At 68.1% G+C, this 6,051-nt stretch carries 4 protein-coding genes and 1 pseudogene; all 5 read right to left on the bottom strand.

The annotated features are described in order from the left end of the window. A pseudogene (locus tag ABZ281_RS02965) lies at positions 1-376 on the bottom strand (hypothetical protein); the annotation flags it as partial. Continuing rightward, on the bottom strand, positions 373-1,722 hold the full coding sequence (locus ABZ281_RS02960) for a ParB N-terminal domain-containing protein (protein ID WP_356651485.1): 1,350 nt from the start codon (positions 1,720-1,722) through the stop codon (positions 373-375). The pseudogene ABZ281_RS02965 and the gene ABZ281_RS02960, both read right to left, overlap by 4 nt. Positions 1,723-1,756: 34 nt before the next feature. Further along, on the bottom strand, positions 1,757-2,773 hold the full coding sequence (locus ABZ281_RS02955) for a replication-relaxation family protein (RefSeq protein ID WP_356651483.1): 1,017 nt from the start codon (positions 2,771-2,773) through the stop codon (positions 1,757-1,759). Next, positions 2,770-5,268, bottom strand: coding sequence for an ATP/GTP-binding protein (locus ABZ281_RS02950; protein ID WP_356651481.1), 2,499 nt, complete (start codon positions 5,266-5,268; stop codon positions 2,770-2,772). The genes ABZ281_RS02955 and ABZ281_RS02950 overlap by 4 nt, the downstream gene beginning before the upstream one ends. Before the next feature lie 31 nt (positions 5,269-5,299). Then, on the bottom strand, positions 5,300-5,785 hold the full coding sequence (locus ABZ281_RS02945; protein WP_356651479.1) for a hypothetical protein: 486 nt from the start codon (positions 5,783-5,785) through the stop codon (positions 5,300-5,302). Positions 5,786-6,051: the final 266 nt, after the last annotated feature.

The raw sequence follows: 6,051 nt of genomic DNA, 5'->3' as shown, positions 1-6,051 counted from the left end.
TGTCGAGCTTGGTGATGGCGCTGCCGTCGGTCATGGGGATGAAGGACGGCAGGCCGGCGGGCAGGGTGCTGTCGACGGTGATGTCGTCGAAGGTCAGGGTGCCGCCGACGTCGGCCATCCACCCGGCTATGTCGGTCCGGCTCCCGCACCGGATCGGGCACTTGCGGGTCACGCACGCGTTCGCCGGAGCGTCAGCTTCGGCTGCCGCGCACCCGCAGAACCGGCAGTCCGAGTTCTGGCCGGTGCACAGCGGCTCGACGGTGGCCGGGCCTCCCCGACCGTCCGGGCCGGCGTAGAAGGCGCAGCTGTTGCAGTCGCAGCCCCGGCCGGGGAGGGGCACGCCGACGGTTGGGATGGGCAGGGAAACACTGGTCATGCGGCTTGGCTTCCTTCGTTCATCGCGTCGTGGTCTGTCTGGTCGCCGACGGGGGCCTCGTCGAGGTGGGTACTGAGCTCGCGCAGGGCGAGACGCAGGGAACCGCGGTCGTAGCGCGCTATCTCTTTGCCGGCTCGGACCTCGACCAGCAGGCCGCGGATTCCATCCAGAGCGGTGCGGATCGTGTCGGTCTCCACGGCCGGTCGGCTGGGGGCGGCGTCGGCCAGCACCGTTTCCGTGCTGGCCTCGGCTTCCGACGCCGGTGGCAGCTGCGACGTACCGTCCGACGCCGCGACCTCGGCCGGCGCTTCCTGGCCGAATGCCGACGGGGCGGCGTCGTCATCGCCGTCCTCGGATTCCTCTTGAGCTTCTGGGCTGCTCAGGACCCGGGTGAGCTTCGCCCGGCGGCCGGCGTTCGCCGCGTCCTGACGCTCCTCGGCTTCGGTGATGATCTCTTCCGGGTCAAGCTCGGGCTCCTCCAAGCCGACGTTCACGGCGGTCGGCAGCAGGTGGAGCCGCTTGGAGGACTTCAACGCGGCCCAGATGCCCTCAGCGGCCTGCGCCCGGCCGTTGCGGAGCTCGGCGAACTTGATCCGGGTGTTCAGGCGGACCGCCGCCTCGTCCATCTCCTCGGTGAGGTCACGCGGCAGCGCGCGAAATGCACGCACGAGCTCGCCGGCCTTGCGCTCGTTGAGCTGCAGCCCGAGCCGGTCCAGCACCTCGCTCCAGGGAGCGGCACATGCGCTGTCGGTGCCACGGATCTTCTCCAAGGCGTGGAACCGCTCGGCCGGGTCGGGAATCGCGTAGACCTCCTGAGGCACGGGCTTGCCGGCCTTGAGGAGCTTGCCGACCAGGATGGCGCACCGCTGGTACAGCAGGGCGGCGGCCTGCTCGCCCGGCCGGAGCGGCTCGCGGGCGAAATTTTCGACGAAGCGCCACATGTGACGCTCCTCTTCGCTCAAGGGGCCGGGGCAGACGACGGCAGGCAGGGCTGCGAAGTGCGGGTTGTCCGGCCGGTTGACCGCGCCCCAGCGCATCGCACGCAGTCGGCGCTCCCCCGTGACCAGGCGAACGGTCGGCGCCTTGCCGTCGACCACGATCTCCTCGGCCAAGACCGGCTCCAGGAGGCCGATGACGGACATCGAGGAGATGAGGTCGGCGAGTTCGGACGGAGGCAGGGAGTCGGAGGGGTTGCGGGCGTGCGGCTCGGTGAAAGGTGCGCCCTGGCCGCGCAGCGGCAGCATCTCGAAGCGCCGCTGCCGCAGCTTGACGCTGCGGTGCAGGATCTCGGTGAGCCGGATCATGCTCCCGCCGTCCGGCGGAGCCTCGAGCGAGGTACTGGTCATGGCGCTGCTTCCTTCAGGGCCGGGGCGCGGCCGGTCACTTCGTGGCGAGATAGAAGTCGGTGGGGGCAGGGCGGGCGGACTGCGTGCCGCTCAGCAGCGGTGTGAAGATCGGGCCGAAAGGCCCGTGCTCCTGGAGCTGCTGCAGGGTGGTGACGCCGATGCTGATGTCGTCCTTGAGCCGGCCGAGGCGGACATCCGCGGCGGTGCGCGTATACAGGTCCTCGGTGCGAGCGGCCAGCCGCTGCGGACGCCGGTCCGGCTCCCCAGCCTTCGGTCGCGCCGCGTCGAGAATCACCAAAACCCTCGGGAAAACCGGGTAGCTGTACATCCACGCCGGCCTCGTCGCGTTCGGGGTCCGTCGCGTGCGGTCCGCACTCTGCGGGACATACTCGAACAGTCGGCCGTATGCCTGCAGCTTCCCGGCGAGCCGCGCGGAGGTCATCGTGGCACGGTCGAACTCGACGAAGAAGCTGAGCATTGTGCGCCGGCCACCGCGCTCTACATGAACGTAGTTGAGGACAGCGTCGCTGATGACATGGTCGTCCTCGAAGCGGCGCTGCCCGTCACGGATCCGGTTGGCAACCTCCGGGGTCCAGTCCAGCGGACCGCACTCGTGACCGAGGCGGCGCGCCCACTCGACGAAGGCAACACCGACGTCATTCACGCCAAGCGTGTGCGCCTGCCGGGCCCCGGCAACCGACTCGGGCGACACCCGGTACGGCCGGGATGGCAGCTCTCCGGCCTCCTCCACGGACGCGGCGCCCGCTTCCGTGAGGAACCACAGGAACGGCTGGCTCTGCACCCGCCCGCGGCCACCGGGCCCCTGTGCCCGGATCCGGTCGACCAACCCGGACTGGTGCAGTTCGCCGAGCTGCCAGCGCAGGTACACGGGGCGTGCCTGCCGTTTCGTGGGCAGGGTCAGCAGCACGTGCAGCTGCGGGGTGGACAACACCCGGTGCTGGTAGAGCAGTTCCAGCACCTCTCGGCCGATCGTGTGGAAGCTCCGCGTCGGGGCCGACGTCGCGAGCGTCTCAATTGAGGACACGGTCATGCGAGCCTCGACTCGTTGTGGCGCACATCTGTCGGTTCCGCGCTGCTTGAGGCGCGATCGGCATCAGGCTGCTTGCCGCTGATGACGGGGCCCTTGCCGTCATGTACACGAGAGTGGCTCGTACTGGACGTGTCTGAGCCGGCTGCTTCAGGATCCTGTGCACTCTCGCTCCTATGCGTGTCCTCCGTCGTGCCAGGTTGCTTGGAGACCAGGTCGCCACCCTTGAAGTAGGCGAGCTCGTCGTCGCTGTAGTCGTCGTAAGGCTTCTCGCGCTTCACCATGAAGTCGCGAAGGTTGCCGTCTAGGCTGCGCAGATCAGAGAGAATCTCGCAGACCGGGCGGCGCCGGAGATTCTCGTTGATGGCCCGCTTCAGGCGCTCTTCGTTCTGCGGCCGGTGGTAGGCCGTATAAAGGTCTTCCACCGAGGCGCCACGTACACGGAAGGGATCGGTTTGTCCCCCGTCGAGCGTCACTGACATGACGTAGTGGTAGCGGTTGAGCTGTGTAATCGTTTCGGGTAGGACCTTTTTGCCCCATCGACGAGTGACCAGCGTGGCCTCGTCGACATCGGATGCCGTTGTGGAGAGGATTGAAAGGTTCTGCAGCAACCCCTGCCGCGTGGTCGGAGTCAGACGCTGTGCCATCTGAGTCATCGCCAACAACTTCACGCGGTACTTCCGCAGCTGCTCCGTGATTTGGGCCAATGTCCCTTTTGATGCGCCGTCCACGCTGGTCAGCTCGTCGATGAAGGTGAAGAAGTCGCGACGTTCACTTGGGTCGGTGTCGCGGCGCGAAAGGCCAGCTCGGAACAGGTCGTAAATCAGCAGGGAGCTGATGATGCGGTCGACGTCGCCGGTGCCGGCCGGGCAGACAAAGACGATCTTGCCGCTGTCCATGGCATGCCGGATGTCATAAGTCGACCGGCTGGATCCAAGGAACGCCTTGATCGCGTTGGAGGAAGAGAGCCGCTCGATGATGTTCGTGACGACCGGGGTGGCCTCCTTGCTGTAGCTGGGGAAGACGTTTCTCCAGAAGTCTCTGATGTCCTTGGGCAGGTACGGCAGCATCTTGTTGCGCCAAACGGCGTCGGTGAGGATCGTGCGAATCTGGAAGACGGTGGGCGCCAGGTCCGGCCGGCCGGCGCGGCTGGCGTGCCACGATAGGTACACCAGTGACTCGACCGACCTTGTCAGGATGGTCTTCGCACGGCCGGCGCTGTCGCTCCAGTTCAACGCCGCGGCGAAGCCGGTGACGATGTACTGGACGACGTCGGGGATCTCGGACTCGCGCCGGCGCTCCATGGACAGCGGATTCCAGGAGCCGACCATCTTGTCGAGTTCCGGGGACGTGAGGTCGATCTCCCAGATCCGGTCGGCCAGTTCCTTGTGCGCCAGGTACGGGCGCGCGCGGGTCCAGCCATCGCCGTGGGGATCGAGGAACAGCACGCCGAACCCGTTGTGGGCGAGGGCGATTGCCTGCACGAGCGACATCTCGGTCTTGCCGAAGCCGGACTTGCCGAGGAACAACGCGAACAGCAGGTACTTCAGCGGGACGCCGGCCAGGCGCTCTCCGCCGCCGGACTTGGATACCCAGCCGAGGGGGAGAAGGCCCTGCTGTCCCGTCCACGTCGGGAGAGCCGCCGGCGGGGGCGGCACGACTCCGCCTGAGCGGGTGATGTTGGGGGCGTTGTTGTGCTTCGTGGGCGGCTTGAGCAGGCCGGCGATCTCCTGGGCGGTCACCCAGGAGTGCCGACGCGGCACGAAGAGCCCGGTCTCGAAGCGACGGTCGAACTTGCCCCGGTAGAGCCAGTGGTCCGACCGGACTCGGGTAACACCGAGGTGGAGGCCCACAGGCCGGAGGTGGTTGTCGCCGGACCACGGCTCCAGGGCTGCGAGGACCTGGTCCAGCAGCATCCGGGCTCGGTACTCGTCGCGTGCGCAGGTGCGGACGAGCAGTTGCATGGAGAAGACCGGCTCGGCACCAGGGGCGAGCTTGCCCATAGCGGCCTTCATGTCGGCGACGCGGTGAGTGCGCTGCTGCTGGTGGTGCTGCCGCTGCCGGGCGCCGCCACCCTGGTTGCCCTTCATCTCGGTGGCGATCTCGGACATGACGGCACCGAGGTCGAAGCCGAACCGGTTGTTGCGCTGATGCGGCATGCCGGGTATGGCCGGCCCGTCGGAAGGGTTGCGGCGGGCCTGGGCCAGAAGGCGCCGACGGCGGCTGCCGACACGGTTCGGAGCGACGGGCACGAGGTCCAGGACGACGTCGGCGCTCTCACCGAGGTCCTCGCGGACGTCGGCCACCGCGTTGGCCAGGGCCTCGAGCGGATCCGGCGTGAGGGGCACTTCGCGCAGGGCGAGATGGTCAGGGAGAGCCAGAGCAAGTTCTGCCCGGGCGTAGTGCATCTCCCGGGTGGCCGGCTTGCCTCGGTGGTCCGCTTCCGGCTTGGCGAAGTCAACCGGCGGGGCGGCGATGGGGTCTGGTGCGATGGTCATGATCTACCTGTCTGTGGTGTGCGTCGGGGGGTTAGGAGCCGAGCCGGATCTGTGGCTGTTCGCGTGTAGCGCGTCCGTCGGCCTCCACGGGCCTCATCTCGACCTGGGCGTAGCCCTGGTGGCGCAGCACCGACATCGCTCGGTCCGGGCCTTCGACCCTCATGGACAGCGCTCCGTTGGAGCAGGTGAAGCGGACGCGGAGGGCGCTGGTGCGGGTCGAGGAGACGAGCCAGCGCGACACGCTCTTGTGTGCCCGGGCCATCTGGTGCCCGAAGCGGATGACCTCTTCCGGCTTCGGGTCGAAGCCTGTGGTCGGCAGCACTTCCAGGGCCGTTCGCTTGGACATCGGGCCGCGGGAAACGGCCCAGCGGACCACGGCAGCGACACCACCGGCCGCCAGGGCGACCAGGGCGACCCACCAGGCGTTGGCCATCACGGAGTCCGCCGCCTGTTCGGCGTGACCGGGAAGGTCCCCGGTGAAGCTGATGATGCCGTCGATGAGGTCGGTCGTGGTCATCGCCCACCGTCCGCAGGCAAGGTCGGCGGCGCGGCGTCAACCGGAGCGGGCACGGGGGAAGTCGGGAGCACGGCGGCACCTCCAGAGAGCAAACGGGCCTTTCGTCTGCTACAGGTGTCGGGATCCGGCTCGGTGTGACACTCCGCTCCAAATTTCTTCGCCGAGTTGCGTCGGGGGGGGGGTACGAAAGGCAGGGAGGGGGGGGGGTGACGCCGCGGGGGGGGGGATAATAAACGCAGAGCCGGCGGGGGGGGGAGCGGGGGGAT

This window comes from Streptomyces sp. NPDC006265, assembly GCF_040613555.1.
Taxonomy (GTDB): Bacteria; Actinomycetota; Actinomycetes; order Streptomycetales; family Streptomycetaceae; genus Streptomyces.
This window is presented reverse-complemented; position numbering and strand designations above follow the sequence as displayed.